The following is a 24,238-nucleotide window of genomic DNA, read 5'->3' as shown; positions in this document are numbered from 1 at the left end:
ATCAGAACCGGTATCCTACGGTGAAGAACGAAGCGAGATTCTTGGGAGAGAATTTCTCGATGCCGGATGATTGCAATAGGTTATCCAGCTGGTCGTTTACCTTGATCATTCCTAATTGAAGCTCTGCTCCGAATATAAACTTGTGATATTCTATGTTGAGGCCGAACATAAGGCCGGCGTCGAAGCGTTTGTTTCCCATTTTGTCATCTATCCGGTTACCGAAAGTATCTATGCGGAATCTGTAGCTTCTGTTAGGGTTGTATTCACTACTGTAATCATATTCCTCCATCTCACCGGATGTCTTTCCGCCTACGCCATAGGCAATATACGGACCGGCACTAAGGGAAGCACTGTAATTCTTTCCAAGGTTGAGGCGGGCGGCCATCATGATGGGGAGCTGGATATACAACTCGTTCATGTTCACTTTGCCTACATATTCCACTTCTTCACGGGCACCTATCGATACAAAGTTCAGTGATGGTTGAAACACCCATGTGCGGTTGAGCTCATAGTTCATGCCGACACCTACTTTGTAGGCGATGCGTGTATCACTTTCTACATTTTCTCCATAGAAGTTGGAGGTACCGACTCCGGCTTTTACCTGAAAGGAGATAGGGGATTGGGCATTTGCTCCCAATGCTATGATTGCAAAGAAAATAGTGAGAATAGTCTGTTTCATTACTTGAACCTTGTAAGGGGTTGATGTTTATTTGCTCGCAAAGATATAAATTATATGATTACATACAATTCCTGTTGGGGGAATATTATAAGCTACGGGCTACGAGTGGCTGTGTTATATCCGAAAGGCACTCGTAGCTTATACTAACTAATAGAATTTCCTGATCAACCAATCTACCAGACTAAATGGCAGCATAGGTTTGATGCGGGCAAAGAATACTTGCTCCCACGGACCGACTTTTGTGCGGAAAGTAGGGCGGCGGCTATTTACTAGTTTGCAGATTGCTTTGCCTAACTTTTCCGGTCGGCAACCATTGTTTTCAGATTGCTCTACGTTTCGCATGGCTTTTGCAAAACTCTCTTCGTATTGTGGATGGGAGAGAGTGGTCTGGCTCACTTGCCGCTGCGCTGTGAAACCAGTCTGGAAATCTCCCGGTTCGACTACGCAAACTTGTATACCCAGTGGCTTAACTTCTTGATAAAGTGCTTCACTATACCCTTCAATCGCAAACTTGGATGCACTGTAGAAAGCCTGAAAGGGAACGGCAAGAACTCCTGCGATGGAACTGATATTTATGATTCGTCCGTGTCCGGCTTCGCGCATGAAAGGCAGTACTGCTGCACACATACGGACGGCACCTGTGAAATTCGTATTCATCTGGCGTTGTATTTCTTCCTCGGTAGTGAGTTCGATAGCTCCGCTGATACCCATCCCGGCATTGTTGACAAGTACATCGATGCTGCCTTGCTCTTCTAGAATTGTAGATATAGCGTTGGATACCGATGCAGGATCAGTAATATCTAATTGCAACATTTTGAAGCCGGGATTATTGGATACTGCTTTCCGACTGGAGCCATAAACGATATGTCCTTGTGCAGCCAACTGTGTAGCAATGACTCTTCCAAAACCGGAAGAAGCGCCGGTGACGAGGATTATTTGAGGGTGTTTCATATTTGAGGTTTTTAATTTAAGTTTCGCATATAGCCTGAAGGACTTTCATTATATAGCGTAGGGCTTTCAGCCTGACAGACTACATGTAAAACTTGTTTTTTTATTCTATGTAATTATTTTCCCTTCTTCGCTAATGAGCAGAATCGTTAGTTCTCCTTCAGGCAGCAACGGGTCACAATATTGATGGCACAGTTCGAGTAAACGGGAGCAAAAAGCTTGCAAATCTTCAGCAGAGAGCAATGTCCATAGCTCACGGGCTAAAGTTATCTTTTCGATAACTGCAAGTGTTTCCCCGCCGCATCCGGCAGAAAGGGCCACTTCACGTAGGAAATCCTTATTCATCGTCACCTGTTTGCTGTGCGTATCCAGATTGCCTTCTGCCAACTTCACGGCTTTTCCTATCATGATACCCAAAGTCACCGCTTTAATTTCCAAATCTGCGGCAATCTTTATCGTATCTCCAATGAAGTTTCCGTAATGAATGAATGCCTGTGCAGGCAGTTCGGGATAGTACCCCCGGACATACTTTTCACTCTTTGCACCGGAATTAAGGACGATGCGCGGGCTTCCTGTTGCCCGACCTACTTCCATGGATTTGCGGATGGAATCTACAAATGCTTCGGAAGAGAAAGGTTTCACGATGCCCGAAGTTCCGATGATAGAAATGCCGCCCTCTATACCCAGACGGGGATTAAAAGTCCGCCGGGCTATCTCTTCGCCACCCGGCACGGAAATAGTGACAACAAAAGGATTGGGTTGTTTAGGAACTCTCAAATGCTTGAGGAACAGCTTAACGTTGTCCTCAATCATCTTGCGTGGGGTGTTGTTGATGGCGGGGCCACCTACTTCGAGTCCCAAGCCGGGCATGGTAACGATGCCTACACCTTCGCCACCGGAGACTATGATCGTATAGTCATCTACAGGTGTGTCTTCGGGTTCCGGATCGTCCATGCGAAAGGGCACGGCAACGTTGGCTCTGATTTCCATACCGTTGGTGATGTCGGGGTCGTCGCCTGCATCTTTGATGACGGAAGCTTCAGCGTCGGCCATCCAATTGCCGTTCAGGAAACCGGCGTTGGGCCAGGATTTTTGTTTTTCGACGGGGACGTATATGGTTTCGCCATTGGGGAGGAGAACGGGAAAGACTGCGGGGCGTGGACGCCGTTCGAGGTTGAAAAGGTCCCAAGTGGCGGCCACGGCAGCAGCAGCGGCACAAGTCCCGGTGCTGAGTCCGCTACGCAGGGGGTAAAAGTCGGGCAGAATATTTTCTACCATTCGGCGCAGACCGTGTTCGCCGTCTATGGGGATGAAACTTCCGGGCGTGTCCGGGCAGCGGATGGCAAAGATACGGATGCCTTCTGCGAGGGCTGCTTTTACTTTTTCATTGAAGCCTCCGGACAGTCCGCTTTCTTTTATCAGTATGGCTTCGGGGCGCAACTTCTGTAATAGGATGCGTTCGTCTTCATCTGCATGGTAGTAATACAGATTTTTCTCGGGAAAACCTTCACGTTCGGCCAAACGGCGGGAGCTCTCACGGTTAAGGATGCGGAAATAGCAACAGGCACTTTCCTGCCAGAGAGGCTTTAGCTTGGCGATGCTTTGTACGCCTGTCAGTGCCAGGAGGGTGAAGATATCTTCTTTCTTGATTTGCCGAATGGCATCTTCAAAATCATCGCACCAGGTGATGTGTTCTTCATCGCGTGGCGGATAAATACGTTCGAATCGGATGACATACAAATCCAGGGTATGGGCTACTTTCTCTACGGTCTGGTGCAGTTGTATAGCAAAGGGGTGGGCGGCATCTACCAGTAATTGAATGTTATGTTCCCGGCAACAGCGCTCCAAGTCCAGTTCGTCCATGGCACCATGCAGGCGGATACCGTGGTGCATAGTTACTTCCTGTTCGTCTCCTTTGGTAGAGTAGTAGAATGGCTTTCCGGCTTCTTCAAGGGTACGGGCAGCGATGCGTCCTTCGGTGGTTCCGCCTAGTATTAATATCATTGTTTTGAGTTATTGAGTGATACGTTCTGTTTATATTGGGACTATCTCAATTCCCCTCCTCCTGGAAGGAAGGGGTGCCCGTAGGGCGGGGTGGTAGGCGAAAAAGAGTTCCTTTGTTTTATGATTCATCGGTATTTTTGCTTTATCTACCACCTCCCCCCTTACGGGTACTCCTCCTCCGTCGGAGGAGGAGTACTGAGATACTTCTATTTATGGGCAGTATAAATGATTTGCAATATTTCAATTAATTATCAGTTATTTGCGGAAGAGATGTTTGAACTCATGGGCGTAGAGCCGGGAAAGGCCTTCGCGGTTGTCGATGGCTTCACCTACGACAATCATGGTGGTGAGCGTTAGGTTGTTTTCTTTCACAATCTTTGCAAGGTCCTTCAACTCTCCGCGATAGATGCGTTCGTCCTTCCAGGTAAGGTGGTAGCAAACGGCAACGGGAGTGGTTTCGGGATATTCCTGTAAGAGCTCTTCCTGAACCTGTTCGGCAATGCCGGCGCTGAGGAAGATACACATGGTGCTTTGCGAGCGTGCCAGCAGGTGGAGTTGTTCGCGTTCCGGCATGGGGGTACGTCCTTCACCGCGGGTAAGGATAATACTCTGCACCTTCTCAGGAATGGTAAACTGAGACTTCAGCGCAGCGGCAGCAGCCTGGAAGGAAGAAATGCCCGGTGTGATGTGATAACTCATGTGATGCTGGTCGAAATAGTTCATCTGTTCCTGAATGGCACCGTAGATGCAGGGATCACCCGTATGCAGGCGGACGATGAATTTGCCTTCATCATAGAATTTCTTCATCAGTGCAAACTGTTCTTCCAAGTCCATAGAGGCTGAGTTGCGGACGGTAGCACCCGGTTTGGCACAGAATGTCAGTTCGCGGGGGACGAGACTGCCGGCGTAGAGGATAAGATCTGCCTTTTCCAGCATTTGCCTTCCGCGCACGGAGATGAGGTCGGGATCACCCGGACCTGCGCCGACGATTTCGATGTGCCCTTGACGCAGGTATCCGTTCTCGATGGCGATGGCGAAGGTGGATTTATTGCTGAGGCCTTTGAATTTCTCGGCATATAGCACGCCGTGATGCGATGAGAGTATGGCTGCTGCTTCGCATACACTGGGCGTGCCCATGTATTTTTGTACGGTGGCGCTGGGATTGGGAACTTCTACCTGGCTCAGTTCTTCGGCCGTATAGAAGCGGACGTCGACCAGTTTCTGTAAAATTTTTATCTCTTCTACGTTGCGTTTCACATCGATGGTGGCTACTTCTTTGATGGCTTGCGCGCAGATGTTTTTACCGGGTGCGCCTACAACGAGGTTGACGAATAGTTCTTCGAATTCGGGGGGATCGAGTGCGAGCCCGAGGCCGACATGCAATATTCTAGGAATATACTGTATGTTGGCTATTGCGGGGTCGAAGAACATAAAGGGACTGACGATAATCAGCAGTTTGTACTGGCTGAGATCCATGTCGCTGCGATGGTAATAGACGTCGACGTGTTGGGGGCGGGTACGTTCCAGGTAGTCAGTGCCTTCATCGCGGATTTCTAGTAATAGGGCGGTACGGTATTTGTTGACGAAGAGGTTAATGATGACGTTGAATTCCTTGGTTCTCTCGTTGTAATTGGTACCGTCCCTCATTTGAAGTATGATACTGTTATCATCCTCATCTTCATCTTCGTCGTACTCTTCATCCTCGTCCTCGTCGTACTCTTCATCCTCATCCTCATCGTACTCTTCATCCTCATCCTCGTCATCCTCTTTCTCCTCTTCGTCGTATTCCTCTTCTTCTTCATTGTAATCTTCCTCCTCATCGCTTTCTTCTTCTTCGTCGTCTTCGAGGAGTTCTATATTTTTATAGTATGCGTGCGACATACCTACCAAGACCTCCCAACCGAACTCTTGTCCGAGGGTGTCAAGAGCCCATAATCCGCTATTGTCGCTCAAGGTACTGATGACGGGATTCGCCCCTAAGATGTGGGCGACATCTTGGGTGATTTTATTGGCTTGCCCGATGTGACCGGACAATACAGATATGGCATTGCGCCCCATGCTGTCCACGCAGATCACGGCCGGGTCGGTGTGCTTATCTTTTACATGGGGGGCAATGGTGCGGACACAAATGCCCATGGCACAAATGAAGATGAATGCATCATATTCGTCGAAATTCTCTTCTATGAAATCGGAAAGGGATGAGATATAAGTGCAACCGGGAAAATGTTCGAGTGTGAATATTTCGGAGTCGTTCATTTCTTGGTGCAGTGTCTCGGCCAGGCTGAGGCTGTTGCCTGTTACTAAAAGGATAGCTGTTTTCATATCGTTGCTTTCATTATTTCTATAGGGTTAAAATTGTTGATGATGATACGCAGGGAGGAATGTAAGGTCATTCCTGCGGCATGAACTCCTTGACGAAATAGCTCTTTACTACTTTCGGACACGGAGTTGAAGACGATGCAACCGTTGGGCTGCAATACTTCTTTCAGGCGTACCAGTATATTTTCTAATTTTCCACCGTGTCCGCCGATAAAGACAGCGTCGGGGCGGGGGAGAGGTTCCAGATCAGTTTGCAGGAAATCTCCGATTAAGGATGTGATTCCCGGCGCACCGAAACGGTGGGAGTTGATGTGCATCAGTTCTTCTCCTTCGGGACGTATCTCGAACGAAACAACCGTAAGATGCGGGAATTGCAGGCGGGCTTCGATGGAGACAGAGCCTGTGCAGAAACCTATGTCCCAAAAAACACGGCGGCGATTCAGTTCCAATGCCTGCAAAGTAAGGAGGCGGATCGGAGCTTTGGTAATCATGCGGGCACGTCCGTCCAAGTGGGCAAATTGTTCGTCGGGAAGACCGAAGGGGCGGGGCTGTTCAGTTATAGAGGGCTGACTATCTATAGGGAGGAGAGCTTCCTTGCTATGGGTGTCGTAGCTGACCGTATACGGGTGCCGTAGCTGATCGTCTACGGGTGCCGTAGCTGACCGTCTACGGGTGTCGTAGCAGAGCAGCAAATTATTCGGATGCTCAAATGTCTCTTTTTCAGCTTCTTCAAGACTCATCCGGCGAATGCGCTCGCGTTCGGGATTGCCGAGGTGCTCGCCTACGTACATGGTGTAGGAGTTGTATCCATATTCCAACATTCGCGCGGCGATAGCGGCAGGGGTATGCTCCCGATCTGTCAGTACACCTATTTTGTGGGCACGTTCTATGAGTGCTTTGTCCAGTTCCTGCCACGGGCGTCCTGTCAGAGAGACGGTACGCATATCGTCGTAGGGCATCACCAGTCTGTGCGCTAATGTTTGCAGGGAATTGAAAGCCGGGTAGAGGCGTATTTTTGCATCGGGCAGTTTTCGTTTTACCGTATTGGCGAAGCCGAAAAACAGAGGATCTCCGGATGCAAATACGACAATCGATGCATCGGAAGTCTTCTTCTCAAAGTCTGCAAAAATATTTTCGTATTGGGCAAAGACGTTATCCAGTGGAACTGTTATGGAAATCCATTCCGCACCTTCCGGAAGTAACTTCTCTACAATCTCCCGATGCCGCAAGCCGCCGGAGAAAACTTTTCCTTCCCGGATGTGCCGCAGCACTTCGGGCGGGAAGAAAGGTTCCCGGTTGTCGTCCATGCCTATGATGATAAAGTTTCGTATCATAGCGTATCTATTTAAACATCCCGTCCCGGCCTTAACTGTTCCGCATCATTGTAGCACAAGATTGCATTCACCAGCGTTGCAGCCAAATTACTTCCTCCTTTTCGTCCCTCCACTATCAGTTTGGGTATTTCCATGAACGGCTTCACCATGTGCTTGGATTCCTGTACATGTACAAAACCCACAGGCGCAGCAATAATACCGCTTGGTACAGCCTTTCCTTTACGTACCAGATCACAAAGTTCCATCAAAGCCGTCGGCGCATTACCGAATACGAACAAGGCATCCGGATGTTCCTCCACCGCCAGACGTATACCGGCTTGTGTACGGGTGATCCCTTTTTCCGCTGCCATTGCCGCTACCCGTTCATCGGAAAGATAACATTTCACTTCTACCCCCAGCCGTTGTAAAGCTCCTTTGCGGATACCACTGGCAGCCATCGTCACATCCGTAACAATCGTTTTCAACCGACCGTCCGCTATTTTCTGATAAAGCTTTTCCACAGCACCTTTGTCCGTATACAGCAGCTTTTCCATTTCAAAATCAGCCGTGGTATGGATGGCGTGCAGCAAAGCCCATTTATGATCCAGAGGAATATTCTTATTCTTTAGTTCCGACTCAATGGTCCGGAAACTTTGTATCATGATGTCCTGACCTATCCCCTTAGTCGGTTGTTCATCTTTATCCGGACGGTTATAATATCCCCGGGGAGTAATGAACTTGCCGTTCCACGCATAAGACTGCGAGTTACCAATCAGGATGACCGTAAACATGTCCACTTCTTCGGGATTGAAATCGGCGAGTGTCGTCAGATGCACTTCCTGTTCATCCCGTCCAGCCTGGCGTACGTAACCTACCGGAGTCTCCGGAGCACGTCCTTCTGCGAGAAACAGCTCTTTCAATCGATAGAGTTGCCAATACCGCCCTTCGCTTTTCGGATTGTATACAGCCGTTACGAAATCAGCCATGGCTGCCGCACGGATGCGACGCTCAATCCGTTCCCACGGTGTCATCAAGTCGGAGAGGGAAATCACACAGAAATCATGTCCCACAGGAGCACCCAGCAGTGAAGCCGCTTTCTGAAAAGCACTGATACCTGGCAAAGCAATCACTTCGACGTTGCTGTTCCGTTCCCGCTTCATCTCGTAAATCAGCGGAGTCATTCCATAAATCCCCGCGTCGCCGGAACTGATGACACAAACCGTTTTTCCTTGTTCCGCCAATTCAAATGCCTGTTCCGCACGAGTGCGTTCCCGCTTCATGCCCGTATCTATACATTCTGTTTCAGGGTGGAGATAAGGTTGGATAAAACGGAAATAATATTTATATCCCACTACTACATCCGCTTCGCGAACCGCCTCCAGAACCGCAGGCGTAATGTCTTGTTCGCTGCCCGGTCCGATGCCGGCAACTATTATCTTTGGCTGTTTCATATCGCTTATATTTCTATCGTGCAAAGATACATTCTATTCTCTAAATTTCGGGTATAAAAGGGTGTAAAAAGGGCTACACCCTTTGCCTGGAATGGTGTAGCCATCCGGGGCAAAAGGTGTAGCCATAAGAGGGAAAGGGTGTAGCTATTTCAGCAACGCCTCAATGTGTTCCATATATAACTTCCGGATAGCGGGTTGTTCGCCCAATCCCTGCATACGGACATTGGCCTGATAACCTGCTTTTTCCATTTCCGGTTTCCATACTCCGACGATGTCTTCTTTCGTATGATTACCGCATACCAGCAACAACGGTATCAGTGTCACTTGTTTCGGGCGTGTCTCCTTCAACTGTGCCAGTGTAGCGTCCAGTGTAGGATAACCCTCGATGGTGCTGACGTGGAAGTTTTTCAGTCCGTGGGCTTTCATCATATAGTCCAGCATGGCGTAAGTGGCGGTACTTGGCAATTGATTGCCGTGTCCCACATAGATGACGTCCTCTTTCTTTCCGGGCTGTTCCTGTGTCAGAATTTCGATTACCTTTTCGCAATCTTCCACTGTATAAAGCAATGGGTTACCCACCTTTATTTCTTTAAAGAAGGGCTTCACGCTCTCCGCATCGCGGCGGACGGAAGTCATTTCACTTCCTTCAATCAGTGTTGTACTCTGTATCAGTACGTGCGAATATCCTTCGCTTCTGAGTTTCAGCAGTGCGTCTACCGGACTGTCTTTATGAACGCCTTGCTTCTCCAGCCTGCGCCGAACAATGGGAGAGATATACGCTTCGCGCACTTCAAACTGTGGAAAAGTTTCTTTTGCCTCACGGGTGATTACGTCGAGCGTCAGTGCACGCGTATCAGGGTCCGAACTTCCGTAATGGGTAATGAGAAGGGCGGTCTTCTCCCCCTGTGCAGAGGAGAAGAGAGCCACACTCAGTAAACAAAAAGTGATGAAAAGATGCTTCATATCAATAATAAGTTGTTATGCGTTAATTCTTTAGTTTTAAAGTCAGACTCACCACCAACATACGTCCCGGTGAGTACAGGGTGAAGTTCTTCGTCAGAGGTCTCATATCTCTCTTGTTGAAGATATTGTCGATACCGATACCGGGTTCCAGGAAGAAACTGCTGAAACAGTCGAAGGAGTGGCGAGTGTTCAGGTTCCAGATACCGTAACCCGGAGCATCTCCGTCGGCATCTCCCGGATAGTAGCATTTGCTTTGCAGACGACCGTTCAGGTTGAGGTTCATGGTGTAGTCACCCCATGAATGTGCATAGTTTCCGCTGATGGTTGCAGTGTGGCGGATGCTGCGTTGAATATTTTGCCAGCCTTCTTCACCTTTACCACGGGCATAAGCGTAGGTATAGTTACCATTCAGCGTAAAGCCGGCGAACGGATTGCCTGACAAACTCACCTCAAAACCACGGACGGTAGCCTTTTCAAAGTTGATGTATTCTTTCAGGTTTACATTCTTGGTAGATGATAAGTCTGCCAGTTCGGGGAATTCTTCCTTCAGTTGCTGCTGGGCCTCAGCGGACAAATCATTGAATGCGGTTACTTTGGAAGACACCATATCTGTCAGATAATTCAGATATCCCGTAACAGAGGCACTGAAACGGTTGGTGCGATATTCCATATTGACGGAGTAGTAGTTGCTGTGTTCAGGCTTCAGGTCAGCATCACCGATGGAGATAGTGTATTTGCTACCCATTTTCTTGAACATGCTGTAATACAATTCGTCTACGCCGGGAGCACGGAAACCTGCTGCATACGTGGCACGTACGTTGAAGTTTCCAATATTGTACATGGCTGCCACTTTCGGGGTGAAACGTCCGCCTGCCTGTTCATGATAGTCATAGCGTGCACCGACAATGCCCGTGAAGTGATCCCACAGTTTTACCTCATGCTGTCCGTAGCCCGACAAAGTATATACTCCCTTGTCTACATCGGCATCGGGACGAACAAGAATGTCCTTGCGGTAGTCCACTCCGAAGACAGTGGTACTGTTGGTGGTGAAACCGAAGATACCTTTCAGTTCGGCATCATGGAACTTCTGTCTTTTGGTGAATGCGTAGTCACCCGGTTGGTAATCACCGGCTGCCAGCATGTATTTGTAGCGCGAAGTATAATTGTTGCCTACATAATCCAACTGGATGGAGGAACGTTTATTCAGTCTGTACTTGGCTCCTGTACCCCAGTTGTAGCCTTCGTAATGCGTATTATAATCATTTCCGCCTGTCATGCCGTCGCGTTTGGCAGGGCGGTCGGTCATACGCCAATAATATCCGCCGTTGGCATAGAACGAGAGTTTATCCGTAGCATCATAGTTGAATTGCTGCGAAAAGTTATTCATGCTGTAGCCGATGGAAAGCTGATCGAGGGTTTCAACCAGATCATCATTCTTGTCTACAGTCAGGCCACTGTTCTGCCAGCCATCCGAGTGATCGTATTTATAAGCAGTGTAAGAGGCGAGCTTTCCTTTGGCAATGTCCAGGTTGAGACCTTGTGAAAACTGATTCTTTCTTGTATAACGGCTGTTGGTGGTGAAGGAGATTTCATCTTTCGGCTGGTTGGTGATGATGTTGATAACACCGGCAATCGCATCCGAACCATAGAGCGAAGAAGCTGCGCCGTTTAAAACTTCGATACGCTTCACACGGCTCATGTCTATCTGGCTGATGTCGATATTACCGCTGATATCCCCCGTCACTTTACGTCCGTTAATCAGTATCAGTACATATTTATTGGAAAGTCCGTTCATCATCAGATACGAACCCATGGCATTCGGGGAGAATGAGAGAGAAGGAACCATCATGGTCATGGCCTGTTGGAAATCCGTGATTCCGGCACGTTTTATTTCGTTAGCGGTGATGACGGATACCGGTGCCGGAGTATTTTTCAGTCGCTGGTGCGTACCCGTACCGGTTACTACTACAGGATTCAAATCCACAGTTTTATCTACGGAAGTTTCACCTTTATCAGCCTGTGCCCATGCACCGGCAGCGATACTTCCCATTAAGAGAGTCGTTAAGAATCTTTGCTTTATCATAAAATTATCGTTTGTTTGGAAATGCAAAGATATGGGGAAGATGAGGGTAAGAAAATACCCACTGATGGGTATTTCTATTGTTAAAAACCCTTGTTTATAGGTATGGACTCTTTAACTTTTATTCAAAGGGTGACGGATGTCTATCATTATTCCGGAACATAGATAATTTCTCCACTTTCCAGTTGGTAGGCTACACCGACTTTTTTCCCTCGCTTGCCGGAAGTTTCCTGTTCCTCGCTGGGAGTGTATCGCTTGATTTCCTGTCCTTCTTTCGTAATGATTTCCATATTCTCTTTTCCGGGATTCTTCACCATAGTGAAGTCTTCTTTGGAAAACATTTCCGTCATGTTGAAGCGGGTGACGAGGGCAACCATCAGTGCGACGGCAAAGACCATGGCTACATCAAAAAGGTTAGCTACCGTACCCATCGGGTCGGAGTCCGTTTGGTTGTGAAGCAGTCTGTTTCGTTTCATATTTTTTTATGGGGCTGAGAGTTATTCATTGGTTTTGTTTCGCAGAGTCTTGTCCAGATATTCCAGATCATTTATTTCACGGGCATACCAGCGTTGTTTCACTTGCAGAGTGATGACGCCGACTGCGGCAATCACCATACCGACCACGGTGGTGGCAAAGGCTATCTGCATATTGTAAGCCATTGAGGAAATATCTCCTGTAGCCAGTCCGACAAGGGCGGGACCCATCGGAATCAGTGTTCCCATCAATCCCAGCATCGGACCGAGTTTGATGAAAGTGCGCGAGCGTCCCAGTTCTTTTTCGGCGTCTACTTCGAAGTTGGCAAGCAGGCGTTCGCAGTAGGCGGCGTTATCGCGGTGTTCGGCAAGCTTTTTCAGGCAACGGAGCAAAGGTTGTTTCCCGGCTTGGGGCAAGCTCTGTAACTGTTCGTTAATGTTTTCAGGAGTGATGGTTTCTAACATTTCGGAGAGTTGCTTTTGTAGTTTCATCCGTTGGTAGAATTCTCCGAAGAAACCTCCGGCAAGGATAATGGCGCGGAGGAAGAACAGGAGTAATAATACGATGACCGGAACAAGTAGTCCGTTGGATATCCAGAAAAGTGAGTTTGAAATGGTTTCCATAATGATATTTATAATTTTAGTAGTTACTGTTTATTTAGTAGCCGGTAGCTATGATGCTCAGTACGACTATGAATATGTTTACAATAAAAAGGACTTCGAGGCGCAGGGCTTTATCTCCCAATAGGATTTGTAGCAATCGGGCACCGATACCAATAAGTAAGAATGTGGTGGTGCCTACTATCCACGAGAGCATATTGAAATCAATGCCCGGAAAAGAGAATAATAATTCAGCCAGTATATAGCATAGTACGCCACCTATCAATAAACCGGGGTAAAGGTGGAGCAGGAAGGTGACGCTTCGTTTGAATGCAGTGTCTCTTGTACGCATTCCGGAGAAGCAGTCGAAGCAAAAGGTTATCAGGATGGCGGCTTCCAGTGTGATACAAACAGATACATCTAGCATTTTCTCCCGGGAAGCAAAAAAGGCTGCTATTGCTGTCTTAGATTGCTCGGTTACCCAAGGGGTAATGAGTAAAACAAATAGGGCACAACATAACGCTGTCAGCCACGTTCCCCAACGGGGGTAGAAGCCGACCTTCAGCAGGAAGCTGAGGGTGATGAAGATTGCTAATATGGGAATGACGTAATTCATAGTTATTGGGTGAATGGTAAATTGTTAGTGATTAGTGTTTAGTGATAAGTGATTAGTGGCTGCGCTATTACTCCGCATGGTGCTAATCACTTATCACTAAACACTAATCATTATGAAGTTATTTACTTTTCCTTCTTTTGATTAATGCAACCAGTCCAATGAACACCACCAGTACCACGCCTCCAATCACTAATCCGTTTGTTGTACGTTTCTGCGCTACCTGTTCCGGTGTCAGCTTCTTTTCTTTCAATACTACATCTTTTCCATTGGCCGAAGCGGCTTCATATATTGCTTTCATATCCTGATTGAATTCCTGTTTTTCTTTCGCATCCAGATTATCCGCAACGAACGACTGTAATTTGGCATTATCGCATACAAACTCCGTGCAGGCGGCACCCTTCTCACGGGTTATTTGTGCATGTAGTGCAGCTGTTGCTTTCAACTCTTCAGGGCTTGCTTTCCAATAGCCTTTCCGTGCACTTTCCAGCATCACCGCAGTCATAGCCTGATAGGATGCCGGATTCACCCGGAGAAAATAATCCTGTATTCCGAGTTTATTTTCATCCTGAATATACATCCGGTACAGGTCATTAAATATCTCCTTATCCATTGCCGACGGACGCATTACATGCCAGCCAAAGATATTGCGGAAAATCTCTCCGAACATTTGTGCCGAACCTGCACCGCCTTTCATCCGTTCCTGTATGAATGTCGGATTCAGTATCGTAGCCCGCGTTTCCACAGCAATCGCCTCTTTGGTCTCCTGCATACGGCGGTTGGTACGATTACGATAATCGGCCATATAAGCATCCGGTTCTTTACCCGTCAGTGTTTTTACAGTAAGAGATAATCCGCCGGTGAATTCATATACGTGGTCCAATGAAATAGGTCCCCACGTATTACTCTGCCGCGGCTGAATCACTACATCCGTTTCGGAGAGGGCGGAGGCAAACAAATCTTTCTGAACCTCACCCCAGTTATCTTCATCACCATAAGCGGCACCCATATTATTGAGATACCCTTGGACGATTTCCTTTTCATCCTCCCATGATCCGCTATGCTCGGTATATCCCATGATTCCTGTACTGTATCCACTGTTGACAGGGCCGAATACACGCATCACAGACATTTCCCGTGCACGTTTTGGAGAAGTCCCTTTTTCCACCAGTAACTTTTCCTGTAGCACTGTTCCCGATGCCACATAGTTGGGATATGCTCCATCCTTTGCTTCCGATGCCAGGCGAACCGCATCCGTCAGTAACTTCAGACGTGATCCGGCTATGTCGCGAAGCTGTCCTGAGACTTGTACCACTACATTAATACGTGGTCGCCCCAGTTCTTCGCTGGGCACAAGTCTCAAATCTACTACACGTCCTTGTCCATCGCGTACAGGCTCCACACCCAACATCCAGAAGACTTGTGCCAGCGTGGCTCCTTCGGTTGTGATAAATTCACCCGCCCAGAAAGTATAACTCACTTTCCGCGGATATTCCCCATGTTTGCCGGTGTATTGTTTCAGGGTTGCTTCCGCCAGTCGTTTTCCGTCTTCCCATGCACGTGGATTAGGGGTTGTTTCAGCATTTACGCTATACATATTCCTTCCTGTGGGCAATACATTGGGGTTCAATACCGGATCTCCACCCGGAGCAGGCAGAACTGTTCCTCCATTCAGGCCGCGCACCATTGCGTTGAATTCATTGGCGGTAGAAGCTATTAGTTGTTCGCGATAGCGCAATGCGGGGCGAAGGTCCGGGGCAATGGCAACCGTATCACGAGGCGGATTCTGTAACATAGCCATCAGTCGTTTCTTTGCCGTTGGCAGATAATGGTGGGCTATATATGTAAAGTCTTGCAATTGTTCCGTAGTAATCTTGCCTTTATCCCGGTCAGTTTTGGCCGTTTCGTAAGCCAGGGCATCTGCGCTGACGGCAAGGGTGGTTTGCAGTAAGTCACGTTCCGAATAAGGTTCACCCATCGTGTAGTATGCACCCAGCATCTTCTCATTAGCTATTTCTTCGGTAAAGGCATCCAGACGTTCCAGTTCTTCGGCAGTATAGGGGTTGTCCGGTACGGAATCCAGTTCCAGGTCCCGGTGAAGTCCCAGGTGAACAGTCTCTTTCTTGACGCGCATTCCCAGCATACGATGTCCTTCCGTTCCTTCATCCAGAAGTTTATGAATATCTTCCAGTAATTGGTTATATCGCTGTCTCATGCCACTTTCCGCATAAGGCGGAGTCAGATGAGTGACGAGTACAGCATGTGTACGCCGTTTGGCTATAATACCTTCTCCTACGTTTCCCGTAGTATAGAAATAGAAATGCGGCAGATTACCTACCAGTGCTTCCGACCAGTCTGCCTGTGATAAGCCCACATTCTTTCCCGGGGTATATTCCAGGTTTCCATGTGTGCCGAAGTGTATCAGTGCATCCGCTTTAAAACCTTTCTGCATATACAGATAAGGTGCCAGATAACTGTGAGGCGGTGCTACGGGCATGCCATGTACCAGCTTGAAATCATCGTCTCCCAATGCCGGACGGGGTTGTGGAAACAATAACACATTGCCGAATCGCAGGCAGGCAATGGCGATACTGTCTTCCGTGGCTAATAAATTGCCGGGAGCGTCTCCATAACGGTCAGTCACTTCCTTGTACTTTTCCGGCAGGATCACTTCTTTTGCCCAGGTTTCATATTGTCCGGTAGACAGCCATACAGGGTGTGCTGTTTTCAGGAATTGTTCCTGTGCCCCTTTGGCATACGAACCCATGACAGAGCCGTCACGATATATCCTGTTTCCGAATTCTTCTACGGTGGCAGGCAGGTTGCTTACGTCATATCCTTCATTGCGCAAGCGTTTCAGGAAGTTATAAAGAGAAGGAATCACCTCCATGCCGCTTGCCAGCAAGGCATCTTTACCGGGTGTCTTGAAGTAGCAGATGGCGACGCGTTTGTCCTTGTTGGATTTATCGCGAAGAGACATATATTTGCTGATATGCTCAACTAAGGCATCCATCCGTTCCGGTTCCGGTGTGTGCAGAATATATCCTTCTTCATTCTCATTTTGTGTGGAAATACATAAGGGGGCCATGCCTCCGTCTATTTCGGGTACTACTACACGTGCCGTCAGTGTACCTCCACTTACAGGTACGTTGGGATTCAGCCATTCTTCACGCGGTTGTACCAGTGGGAAAGGCATGAAGAGGGGAATATTTTCCTGATGTAACCAGTTAATGAGCGAGTCATTTCCCAGACGTCCCATAGGCAGATAAATCAATCCGTCGGGATGAAGGGTACGTATCAGGTCTTCGCGTCCCTTACCGCTACCGGTGATGGGATAAATATTGAAACCTGCCTGTGTCAGACGGGAGATCAGGGTATCTACATGGGCGCGGGTACCTTCTACCGGAAAACTGATACCTGAGATAAAAGCAAGATTGCGCCCACCTTCGTGATAGAGTTGCTTTTGTTTCAGATATTCAGTCAACTCTTGTGGAGTTTTGAAGTATTGGCCGTATTCCTGATGATAAAACAGGTTGTTGGGTAATTCTATGGGATTTTCAAAAGAACGGTCACCCAGTCGATGGGGAGTGGAGATGTGTCGCAGATAGCGCAAAGCATTCCTGTAGTTCTGTCTGCAAGCATTTTGGAAATACATTTGCAGGGTCTCCTGTTGTTCAGGGGTGATATTGTGGTTGACGATGAAGTTGAAATGTCTTAGCGCATTGGTAAAAACTGGAATACCTTTGGCAGCTACCCGTTCCAGTTCCGCTACTTGTGTTTCGTCCAGAAACAATCCGCGTCCGTACATCATGATGGCATCATAGCCGGAAAGGTCTTTCACTTCCTCCATCTTGATGCACTTCACGCGGATATGGCTGCAATCATTATTCAGTGCGATGTCTGCTGCTTGTGCGGGCAGGGGATTGATGATGAGGATGCGGGTAGGTGCCCACCAATAATTGTAGGCTGCAAAGCAAGCGATGACCACGGCGATTATGCAGCCAAGGATTATTCCTGTTCTTTTCTTGTTCATAGTAAGCGTTTTTGTTTTTTGCGACATTTTCTTCGAACATAATTTATGCTCAACACTATACCGGTTACTGAAGTTACTGTTCCACCCAGTAGTAATATCCATAGTACTGTCTTACGTAAAGTGGTATTTGAATTCAAGCCCGGCAGACGCATCCGGTGCATAGCCGTATAACTCCAGTATTTCCAACGGGAAGAGGTATTGACATAACGGATGATACCTGTTTCTGGATGAATATAGAAAACACTCCGGTCAGAATCATCCACCGTTATTTTCCAGACGGGAAGTTGACTTCGTCCACGATACATACTACTCATATCGCGGTAATAAGTTTCAAAATGGTTCAATAGTGTCATGTGTAGCTCCGGACGTTGATGTGCCGGAATGCTATCGGTATCATATATACTTTCCACACCTTCCCGAATTTCTTTTTCCTGAAGTTGCAGAGTATGTGGTACACTATCCGTAGCATCAATATATTGTTCTCCCTTTCCATCTTTAACGGTATAGTAGGGATGTTCCCGGAAATTGCTCCATTCTATCTGCCGCACTTCCGGGAAACTGGTAATCATGGTGCGATAATCCAGCGTGTAATCTTCTGGTTGGGGCGCCTTTGCTTGCAGTGTACGTAGCGGACTGCTCTTCAAAGCCGGTTTATGAATCCATTCCGGAATGTCGGCAACGGACATCATGCCACTGAAAGTAAAGGTCAATACGAATATTCCGAAAAAAATGCCACTGACATAGTGCCAATGATACCATTTTTTTCGGTAAGGTGAGAACCCTTGGCGATGACTCTTACGTGTCCTGTGCCATACGTCGACTGTAACCCATATCCCTGCAATTACCATAAGGCAACCTATGCCGGATAACCAAATAACGGTTTTACTCCACAATGTGGCGTCTTGCCGTAGCCAAGTGAAATATATCCAATGGGGAATAGCTCCCAGCCATGCCCAGAAGCGTTCGTTCCTGTTGGAAAGTTGTAATACTTCTCTGCTTTGTGAACTTATGTAAAGCTGTGTTTTTGCATCATCAGCAAAGTGTATCTTATAAATGGGCATTTCCTTTTTCAGTTCACCGAAAGGTATCCACTGATCCAGTGTATGTAGGTATGCAATGGGGGAGGCGGACCATAAGGCGGCTATTTGCCGGATACGTTCATTGTCGATTATTGACAAGGTGTCCGATGGGTCCAGGTGAAGTTCATGTATTCCTTTGTTGGTACGGATATGGAAGATTGTTTGCCCCAGGCTGCGGTCTAAGGTGAGTTTTCTCACTTTTTCTCCTTTGGGCAGACGTGAAAGGATAGAAGTGATATCAGGCAGTGAGTCACCTGAGGCGGAGAGTAATTCTTGCTTTTGTAGTTTTTCCTTTGCACTGACACGTGGAAAGCGGTGGTACATCATCACAAAAGCGGAGAGGAACCACATAAGAAATAGGATACAAAGCAGTGTGCCCAGTATCCTATGTAAAGAGTACATTAATTTGGTAATGATATTCATCTGTTATTCCACATCTTTTCCGGCAGCATATCCGGCTTTCTTTTCCATGATATCCAGTATGCGATGTTTCAGCATAAAGCGGATATGGTTGATGAAAATTTCCTGTATTTCGGGTACTTGTCCCAGTCCTTCCATACGGACATTCACGGTGTAGCCTTCTTTTTCGAGTGCTTCTTTCCAATCTTCGGCGATGTCATTCTTGGCGTGATCTCCGGCTACGAACATAAATGGTACCAAGGTAACTTGTTTCGCCTTTCCGACTTTCAACTGTGCCAGCATTGTTTCAAATGAAGGATACCCTTCGATGGTACCTACGTGGAAGTTACTCAGTCCGTTAGCTTTCAGCATATAGTCCATCTGGCTGTAAATGGCGGTGCTGGGAGTATAGGTGCCATGACCGACAAGTACGAAATGCTCACCTTTCTTAACGGATGCTTTTTGATTTTGCGTATCAGTGAGTCTGTTATTCAATATTTCAACTACCTTTTCTGCATCTTCCACTGAATAGAGCAGGGGAGTGCCGATACGGATTTCCTTGAAGAAAGGTTGTACACTCTCCATATCTCGACGAAGTGACTCCATTTCTACGCCGTCAATGATGTTCGAGCTTTGCACAATAACATGTGTGTAACCTTCACTACGCAGACGGAGCATAGCATCCAGCGGAGTTAGTTTCTCGATGCCGCGTGCTTTAAGACGACGGATAATGATACGGGAAGTAAAGGCTTCACGCATTTCCAGATCAGGGAATGCTTCGCGGGCTTTCGCATTGATAGCGTCAATGGTCAGGGCACGGGTATCGTCGTGCGTAGTACCGAAGTGTACCATCAGCAAGGCGGCTTTATCGCCGGATTTCATACTTGCGAGCATATCGCTTGCTACGAAGTTTTCCCCCTCGTGCGCAGAGCATAGGAAAGTGAGGTTGCAAAGAAATAAAAGGATAAATAGGTTTTTCATAAGGTAGAAATGATGCTTTTTAAATATTTTGAAAAAGGTTATGTGTCAATTTATATTTTAAGTACAGATTATACGAAAATTACAAGAAAGAGATTAATGATTCTTGTTATCGTATAACCTGTACCTGAATATATGATGATTAATCGTTTTCAACGACACGTATCATGTCGAAGTAGAATTTACCTTCCACTTCTGCTCCCTTTTCTACGGTACCGGTCTTAATGTCGTAGATATAGATAATGGCATTGGCATCCTCTTCTGTATCTACACCGATGTAGGCTTTATCGTTAAAGATAACGGAACGTTGCGAGAAGCGGCCACCGCTGTAAGCAATTTCTTTGCCATTGTAGCTCAGGCGAGTTTTGGTTCCAGTAGTAAGGTCAATGATGGCATAGTAATGTGAGAATGCATCAATAGCTGTAGGTTTCTTTATTCCTGCAGCAGCAGCTTTGTCGCTAATAGGTGCATTATCGTTGCGAGCATATACCAGAGCTTTGTTATTTCCTAAATACTGAACAGTCATCAACTTACCATCTGCATTGGAATAACCATTGTAAGAGGTATCAAACTCTGTTTCACCCGCTTTGATACGCAGCAACATACCTTTTTCAAGACCGCTTGCTTCTTCATGGAAACAAGCCAGATAAAGATTACCAGCTTCGTCATACGCTACACAGTCCTGCATCAATTCTCCGTAAGCACTTCCTGCCATTTCACCTTCAACGGGAGAAATAATATCTTTTTCCACCTTCATAGTTGATGGGTTGATGATGGCTGCATGAAAATTAGGCTCTTGTTCACTAGCAACAGTTTGGCCTGCCTTTTCTTTCCAGTAGTAGAAGTAATATAATTTATTGTCTGACTTGCGGTAAGTGAGAATACCTGAACTTGTCAGCTTTGTCCAGTCGGTAGGAGCGGGTATAGTTACTTCACCTTCATCAAGGATAGTTAAATCGTCCGCTTTCAGTTTCGTATAAAGAACTTTATCCTTGTCGCCGTTGGTAGATATGATAACGAGTGTGTTATCGTCAATCCAAGCATGTGTGTAGGAACGTACCTTATAAGTATTGGTCTTAAAGGGGCGTTCTTTAATCACATTGATCTTATTATTCTTGATCTGATACTTCACGAAGCGGTCGCCGGTAGCAGGAATTTGATAGTAGTATTTCCCTTTTGAGATAGACTCCATAGAGTAATTTCCCAGTTCCGAACCTACGCCTTCAACGCTGATGACACCTTTGTCAGCCGTCAGTGTACTGGTGTTGGTGACAATGGTATTGTTTTTACTGCTCATACCGCCATGCTTACCTACGGTAACAAAAAGGTCGAAGTGATAATCACCTTCATTGATACCCGGATCTGGAGTAGGAGTAGGATCATCATCAGAACAAGCCGTAAATGAGATTGCCATCATGGCTGCCATAAAGGCCAAGAGTGTAAATTTGAATTTTTTCATCTTGAATAATTATTAATGATTAGTTAATGAATAATCGGAACTTGGCAAAAAAAGCACGTCCGGGTTTTTGCAACTTATAGTTGTCATAGGCTGTCTTGTCGAGGAAATTGGTACACTCTAAAGCAATGTTGTAGCGTCCGCGTTTCCATGAGTAGGTAATATCAGCATTGCAGATATGTTGAGCCGGAATGCGTGCCTTGCCTTCAGTGGCACCATAAGCCTCCCACAAAAGGTAATACCAGTGTATCCACTGATAAGTGCAACCTAGGCGTAGCTTGCTTTCTGGTAATGCCACTTTACGGAAAGTATAGTATGCTTCCGCACTACCAAACAACCAAGGACGGTTGGGTACACGGTTATTGTAGGTAGCCGATGGTTTTCCGCCATTCTTGTACTTCTGTTGGTCGCGAGCATCTTGATAGCTGACGTTGCTGGCAAGTTGCAGCTTGCCTTGCCAATCGTAGCGTACCTCTCCTTCCACACCCTTAATGTGGACTGCGGGTACATTGGTATATTTCATTGTACCTTCTTTTTCAGCAACTTCGCTCTGGATATAGTTGTCAACCTTGCGGAAGAATCCGCTTGCTTCGTAGTAGAAGGTATGTCCGGTACCCGGATGCCACGTACCGAATAGACCGGCATTGAAGTTATCACTGTTTTCCGGTTTCAGTGCTACGTTGGCGTAGATATTAGTACCGTTTCCCAATAGTTCGCGTGCGATGGGAAGTCTCACACTATGCTCATAGGACACTTTCACGGCTAAAGCTTCCGCTACAGTGTACCGAAGTCCGACACCGTAGCCTAGATAGTTCTTGGTTGTGGAACCTTGTACCGCTTCAGAACCGGTCACGCTAGGCTGATCGGTCTGCCGGATATTCGGGTGATTGATATAATCCTTTATGAAAAACACATTCTCTATCTTGCCATCCAATAACGACTGATTGTAGGAAAAGCCTAGGATATGTTTGGTCACAACATCGTTGGATGGCTCGAAAGTGGTATCCAAATCATCATAACGGTCGTTGCCGGTACGACTCAGATGATAGTTCAAGTTAAAGTTATGATGATTGTTCAGTTTATAATCCAGGTTGGCTCGAACCACAGTCAGTGGGCGCTTATAATGGCGCATGGATCGTTCTTTGCCCATAATTTCATTACGCTGGCCATCTATGTATCCACCATCCCAGTAATATTTTCGGTAGGTGGTGTCCACGGTCAATGAGTGATCCCAAGTATGGGAGAGGGCAGCATTCAGCTGCATATTCTTCAGAATGAAATTACGTTTCTGGTAATGTGCTGAGATATTCCAGGCATCTGAGTTCTTTTCTGCCATTCCATATACTTTGTCTTGAACAGAACCCGTCTGTAATTCTTTATCTGTCTTGGAATAGGAAGCGGAAACGAAGAATGCATCTGCCCATGACTTGTTGGCAACTCCTACCTCTATTTGCCCCAGTAAGGAGAAATAGTCATCGTGGAAGCGTTTAGGATTACCATATATGAAATTGTCACCACTCTCATCCCGCATTTGCACGTCTTTCATCCTATAATCATTCTTTGAATAATTTACTCCCACAGTAGGTCGGATAATCAGTCCTGTTTTAGGTTCTACAAATTGTGCATTCAAGTCTGCTTTGTGCGTATGGAATGAACCGATGCCATAAGAGACATCCAGATAATTTTTCTTTTCTTGTTTGGTTATAATATTGATGGCACCACCCAATGCATCCGTTCCCAAGCTGGCAGGAACCACACCTTTATATATTTCAATCCGGTCTATAATATTCACCGGAAGATTAGCAAGTGAAACTCCACTTCCTTTAGTGTCCAACGGCATTCCATCTAAAAAGTAGCGAATAGAATTGCCGGATAAACCATTTATAGACAAATCAAAGTCTGAACCGACACCTCCTTCTTCTCTCACCTTAATGCCTGTTGTACGGTTTACCAGGTCATTGAGGTTATTTAGCGAATTTACTATAGGTTTTATATCGAGAGCATTGACGGAAAAAACTCCTTCTTTCACTTTCTGTGTCTGTGTCTTTCCATAAACCTCAACGGAGTTCAAAGTAACAGCACTTTCTTGTAATGTAAAGTTGAGTACTTTGTCCTGCTGAATATCCAGGGTGTTTTTTACAGTTTGATAGCCTACTAAGGATACAACCAATGTGCGTTTGCCAGGTGAAACTTTCAAGGAGTACCTGCCATTATCATCTGTATAGGTTCCGGATGAAGAATTCTCAATAGCAATGGTTGCTAATGCTAAAGGTGCACCATGTTGGTCTGTGACTTTCCCTGATAGAGTGAATTTATTCTGTGCTATTATACTTATCTGTGACAAGCAGGTAAATAACAACAGTACACATGCAATCTTTTTCATTTATATCCTTGTTAACGGTATTTATGACTTACCTTCGGGAATATGTGTACAAGGAGAAATGATTTCTTTATGGACAGAATAAAGAATGCCAGACTCGATGTTTTGTTGCTTTATTTCCCGAAAGCATTAAAACTATGTTGTTTCTGGCAGGTCTTCTGACTTATTCCATCTTAGAACGCCTTCCCATCCAACTTACGGACAGTGGCACAGAGTGTTCCAAGACTTGGAAGGAACTTACAGCAGCGGGTCTGTTCAGGAGTTTCACCTGATTCCCTTTTCATCACTTACCCCGTAGCGTAGGGGAAGTGAAACCAAAACTGCGGCAAAGTTATAAAAAAAGTTAGTCCGAACAATGGACGTATCTGAAAATGTTTTTTATAATATTAAAAGAGTATAAGTAATTCTGATAAAACACTTGCGGCTGCGAGAGCCTGCGCTTGTACAAGTGTGAACGTTCACTTGTACAA

General features: G+C 46.5%; 16 protein-coding genes and 1 riboswitch. All 16 genes read right to left on the bottom strand.

Annotated features, from left to right (window positions below):
* Window position 1 precedes the first annotated feature (1 nt).
* Window positions 2-679, bottom strand: a complete 678-nt coding sequence (locus DWW10_RS13675) for a porin family protein (RefSeq protein WP_022209146.1) — start codon at window positions 677-679, stop codon at window positions 2-4.
* 147 nt (window positions 680-826) lie between these two features.
* Window positions 827-1,630: a 3-ketodihydrosphingosine reductase gene (gene kdsR / locus DWW10_RS13670; RefSeq protein WP_118421656.1), complete on the bottom strand. Its 804-nt coding sequence runs from the start codon at window positions 1,628-1,630 to the stop codon at window positions 827-829.
* Between the two features lie 105 nt (window positions 1,631-1,735).
* Window positions 1,736-3,631, bottom strand: coding sequence for a cobalt-precorrin-5B (C(1))-methyltransferase CbiD (cbiD, locus tag DWW10_RS13665; RefSeq protein ID WP_118421657.1), 1,896 nt, complete (start codon window positions 3,629-3,631; stop codon window positions 1,736-1,738).
* Window positions 3,632-3,886: 255 nt separating this feature from the next.
* Window positions 3,887-5,953: a precorrin-4 C(11)-methyltransferase gene (gene cobM / locus DWW10_RS13660; RefSeq protein WP_118421658.1), complete on the bottom strand. Its 2,067-nt coding sequence runs from the start codon at window positions 5,951-5,953 to the stop codon at window positions 3,887-3,889.
* The gene (gene cbiE, locus DWW10_RS13655) at window positions 5,950-7,284 is read right to left on the bottom strand and encodes a precorrin-6y C5,15-methyltransferase (decarboxylating) subunit CbiE (RefSeq protein ID WP_118421659.1); all 1,335 of its coding nucleotides are present in this window, start codon (window positions 7,282-7,284) and stop codon (window positions 5,950-5,952) included. The genes cobM and cbiE overlap by 4 nt, the downstream gene beginning before the upstream one ends.
* Window positions 7,285-7,295: 11 nt before the next feature.
* Window positions 7,296-8,714, bottom strand: a complete 1,419-nt coding sequence (cobJ, locus tag DWW10_RS13650; protein WP_022393296.1) for a precorrin-3B C(17)-methyltransferase — start codon at window positions 8,712-8,714, stop codon at window positions 7,296-7,298.
* 144 nt (window positions 8,715-8,858) lie between these two features.
* Complete coding sequence (locus DWW10_RS13645; RefSeq protein ID WP_118421660.1) at window positions 8,859-9,677, bottom strand: sirohydrochlorin cobaltochelatase; 819 nt, start codon at window positions 9,675-9,677, stop codon at window positions 8,859-8,861.
* A gap of 22 nt (window positions 9,678-9,699) precedes the next feature.
* Window positions 9,700-11,760, bottom strand: coding sequence for a TonB-dependent receptor plug domain-containing protein (locus DWW10_RS13640; protein ID WP_118421661.1), 2,061 nt, complete (start codon window positions 11,758-11,760; stop codon window positions 9,700-9,702).
* Between the two features lie 146 nt (window positions 11,761-11,906).
* Window positions 11,907-12,233: a DUF2149 domain-containing protein gene (locus DWW10_RS13635; protein WP_022209155.1), complete on the bottom strand. Its 327-nt coding sequence runs from the start codon at window positions 12,231-12,233 to the stop codon at window positions 11,907-11,909.
* A gap of 21 nt (window positions 12,234-12,254) precedes the next feature.
* Window positions 12,255-12,854 carry a MotA/TolQ/ExbB proton channel family protein gene (locus DWW10_RS13630; protein ID WP_118421662.1) on the bottom strand — a complete coding sequence of 200 codons (600 nt, stop codon included), beginning with the start codon at window positions 12,852-12,854 and terminating at the stop codon, window positions 12,255-12,257.
* Between the two features lie 34 nt (window positions 12,855-12,888).
* A complete protein-coding gene (locus DWW10_RS13625; protein ID WP_118421663.1) occupies window positions 12,889-13,446 on the bottom strand; it encodes a hypothetical protein in 558 nt (185 codons plus the stop codon).
* A gap of 118 nt (window positions 13,447-13,564) precedes the next feature.
* Window positions 13,565-17,476, bottom strand: a complete 3,912-nt coding sequence (locus tag DWW10_RS13620; RefSeq protein WP_118421664.1) for a cobaltochelatase subunit CobN — start codon at window positions 17,474-17,476, stop codon at window positions 13,565-13,567.
* Window positions 17,473-18,978 (bottom strand): PepSY domain-containing protein, encoded by a 1,506-nt coding sequence (locus DWW10_RS13615; RefSeq protein ID WP_118421665.1) that lies wholly within the window; start codon window positions 18,976-18,978, stop codon window positions 17,473-17,475. Before DWW10_RS13615 ends, DWW10_RS13620 begins: the two co-directional genes overlap by 4 nt.
* A 3-nt stretch (window positions 18,979-18,981) precedes the next feature.
* Complete coding sequence (locus tag DWW10_RS13610) at window positions 18,982-19,935, bottom strand: sirohydrochlorin cobaltochelatase (RefSeq protein ID WP_118421666.1); 954 nt, start codon at window positions 19,933-19,935, stop codon at window positions 18,982-18,984.
* Window positions 19,936-20,074: 139 nt separating this feature from the next.
* Window positions 20,075-21,391 (bottom strand): hypothetical protein, encoded by a 1,317-nt coding sequence (locus DWW10_RS13605; RefSeq protein WP_118421667.1) that lies wholly within the window; start codon window positions 21,389-21,391, stop codon window positions 20,075-20,077.
* 19 nt (window positions 21,392-21,410) lie between these two features.
* Entirely contained in the window at window positions 21,411-23,771 is a 2,361-nt protein-coding gene (locus tag DWW10_RS13600; RefSeq protein WP_118421668.1) for a TonB-dependent receptor, read from the bottom strand.
* A 128-nt stretch (window positions 23,772-23,899) separates the two neighbouring features.
* Window positions 23,900-24,102: riboswitch (cobalamin riboswitch) on the bottom strand.
* Window positions 24,103-24,238: the final 136 nt, after the last annotated feature.

Source organism: Bacteroides intestinalis, from assembly GCF_003464595.1.
GTDB classification, from domain to species: domain Bacteria; phylum Bacteroidota; class Bacteroidia; order Bacteroidales; family Bacteroidaceae; genus Bacteroides; species Bacteroides intestinalis_A.
This window is presented reverse-complemented; position numbering and strand designations above follow the sequence as displayed.

Bases quoted from the DNA above. Each gene is read 5' to 3' on its own strand.
- kdsR (WP_118421656.1), bottom strand. From the start codon at position 1,630: ATGAAACACCCTCAAATAATCCTCGTCACCGGCGCTTCTTCCGGTTTT.
- cobM (WP_118421658.1), bottom strand. From the start codon at position 5,953: ATGAAAACAGCTATCCTTTTAGTAACAGGCAACAGCCTCAGCCTGGCC.
- DWW10_RS13610 (WP_118421666.1), bottom strand. From the start codon at position 19,935: ATGAAAAACCTATTTATCCTTTTATTTCTTTGCAACCTCACTTTCCTA.
- cbiD (WP_118421657.1), bottom strand. From the start codon at position 3,631: ATGATATTAATACTAGGCGGAACCACCGAAGGACGCATCGCTGCCCGT.
- cobJ (WP_022393296.1), bottom strand. From the start codon at position 8,714: ATGAAACAGCCAAAGATAATAGTTGCCGGCATCGGACCGGGCAGCGAA.
- DWW10_RS13620 (WP_118421664.1), bottom strand. From the start codon at position 17,476: ATGAACAAGAAAAGAACAGGAATAATCCTTGGCTGCATAATCGCCGTG.
- DWW10_RS13605 (WP_118421667.1), bottom strand. From the start codon at position 21,391: ATGAAAAAATTCAAATTTACACTCTTGGCCTTTATGGCAGCCATGATG.
- DWW10_RS13635 (WP_022209155.1), bottom strand. From the start codon at position 12,233: ATGAAACGAAACAGACTGCTTCACAACCAAACGGACTCCGACCCGATG.
- DWW10_RS13615 (WP_118421665.1), bottom strand. From the start codon at position 18,978: ATGAATATCATTACCAAATTAATGTACTCTTTACATAGGATACTGGGC.
- DWW10_RS13625 (WP_118421663.1), bottom strand. From the start codon at position 13,446: ATGAATTACGTCATTCCCATATTAGCAATCTTCATCACCCTCAGCTTC.
- cbiE (WP_118421659.1), bottom strand. From the start codon at position 7,284: ATGATACGAAACTTTATCATCATAGGCATGGACGACAACCGGGAACCT.
- DWW10_RS13600 (WP_118421668.1), bottom strand. From the start codon at position 23,771: ATGAAAAAGATTGCATGTGTACTGTTGTTATTTACCTGCTTGTCACAG.
- DWW10_RS13675 (WP_022209146.1), bottom strand. From the start codon at position 679: ATGAAACAGACTATTCTCACTATTTTCTTTGCAATCATAGCATTGGGA.
- DWW10_RS13645 (WP_118421660.1), bottom strand. From the start codon at position 9,677: ATGAAGCATCTTTTCATCACTTTTTGTTTACTGAGTGTGGCTCTCTTC.
- DWW10_RS13640 (WP_118421661.1), bottom strand. From the start codon at position 11,760: ATGATAAAGCAAAGATTCTTAACGACTCTCTTAATGGGAAGTATCGCT.
- DWW10_RS13630 (WP_118421662.1), bottom strand. From the start codon at position 12,854: ATGGAAACCATTTCAAACTCACTTTTCTGGATATCCAACGGACTACTT.